1 protein-coding gene is annotated in these 1,910 nt (G+C 65.9%); it reads left to right on the forward strand.

The annotated features are described in order from the left end of the window. Window positions 1-449 precede the first annotated feature (449 nt). Window positions 450-1,853: an alpha-amylase family glycosyl hydrolase gene (locus GZ998_RS09625; RefSeq protein WP_219109710.1), complete on the forward strand. Its 1,404-nt coding sequence runs from the start codon at window positions 450-452 to the stop codon at window positions 1,851-1,853. The last annotated feature ends 57 nt before the right edge of the window (window positions 1,854-1,910 follow it).

The raw sequence follows: 1,910 nt of genomic DNA on the forward strand, positions 1-1,910 counted from the left end.
CCCAACCGTCCCAAAACCCATGAGACTCAACCGTCCCAGAAGTCATGAGACTCAACCGTCCCAGAAGTGTGGAGACAGCACAGTACCCCTGGGTGCCGAACCGTCACAAGAAGGTACGAACCGCCGACCAGAACATACGAACCCTGACGCGAAGGCACGAACCGTCGCGCCAGCGCACGAGCCCTCAGGCCCACACGCCCTCAAACACCAAGAACCGGTCTCGATGCGTCACAAGTACCGGTCTCGATGCGTCACAAGTGCCGGTCTCAGCGTGTCACAAGTGCCGGTCTCGGCGTGAAAGGCGGGTGAAATGGTTGCAGTAGTTGCAGGTTGTGGTTTCGTGCCGTAGGCTCGGCGCATCCCCGTCCGATCGGCTTGGATCCGGACATATCCCGCTCTACCCGCCAAGATGTGGGCAGGGGAACTCAGACGAAGGAGTCCTCGTGCGCTTGCAAGACTTGCATGTCGGGTGGCATCGGCGTTCTCGCGCCCTCGGTGCCGTCGCCGCGACCACCCTAACCCTGTCCGCCGGAGCCATAGGCCTGGCCGCGCAACCCGCCGCCGCCGTCGCCGACGAGACGGCCCCCGCATCCGTCGCGCTGGTCGGCTCGCTGCAGGATGAGCTCGGTTGCAGCGCCGACTGGGACCCCGCCTGCGACGCCACCGAGTTGACCGACGTCGACGGCGACGGCACCTGGGAGTACACCGCCACGGTGCCCGCCGGCGCCTACGAGATCAAGGTCGCCCTGAACGACTCCTGGGACACCTCCTACGGCAAGAACGGCGGCGCCGACAACATCCCCCTCACCCTCGCCGGCGACGCCGAGCTCACCTTCACCTGGAACCAGGACAACCACCGCATTGGGCTGGTCTCCACCGACCTGACCGGCGACTACACCGACGCCGACGCCGCCCTGGCCGCCGCCCCGGTGCGCCAGGGCACGGCTGAGCAGTTCTACTTCGTTCTCACTGACCGCTTCGCCAACGGCGACACCTCCAACGACGCCGGCGGACTCACCGGCGGCCGCGACATCACCGGCCTGGACCCCACCGACAAGGGCTACTACCACGGCGGCGACATCCAGGGACTGATCGACCACCTGGACTACATCCAAGGCCTGGGCACCACCGCCATCTGGCTTACCCCCTCCTTCACCAACCAGCCCGTCCAGGGCAGTGGGGCGGACGCCTCCGCCGGCTACCACGGCTACTGGATCACCGACTTCACCTCCATCGACCCCCACCTGGGCGGTAACGAGGCACTCGCACAGCTGCGCGACGCCCTCCACGCGCGCGGCATGAAGCTGTACCTGGACATCATCACCAACCACACCGCCGACCTCATCAGCTACGAGGAGGGCACCTACTCCTACGTCGAGACCGCCGACGTGCCATACACCGACGCCGCCGGCAACGTCGTCGACATCTCCGCCCTGGCCGGCCAGGAAGACTTCCCGACCCTCGACGCCGCCACCTCCTTCCCCTACACGCCCGTGCGCAACGGCGACGTCATCCCCGAGGTCCTGAACGACGTCACCCTGTACCACAACCGCGGCGACTCCACCTGGACGGGGGAGTCCACCACCATGGGCGACTTCCAGGGCCTGGACGACCTGATGACGGAGAACCCGATCGTCGAGCAGACCTTCGAGGACGTCTACACCGCCTGGATGGACTTCGGCGTGGACGGCTTCCGCATCGACACCGTCAAGCACGTCAACTACGAGTTCTGGCAGGCCTGGACCGCCGCCATCGACGCCCACGCCGAGGCCACCAACCCGGACTTCTTCACCTTCGGCGAGGTCTACGATGCCGACGCCACTGTGCTGTCTCCACACTTCTGGGACGGTTGAGTCTCATGACTTCTGGGACGGTTGAGTCTCATGGGTTTTGGGACGGTTGGGAGCGGG

Origin of the sequence: Actinomyces sp. 594 (assembly GCF_019325145.1) — a bacterium.
In the GTDB taxonomy this organism is placed as follows: Bacteria; Actinomycetota; Actinomycetes; order Actinomycetales; family Actinomycetaceae; genus Actinomyces.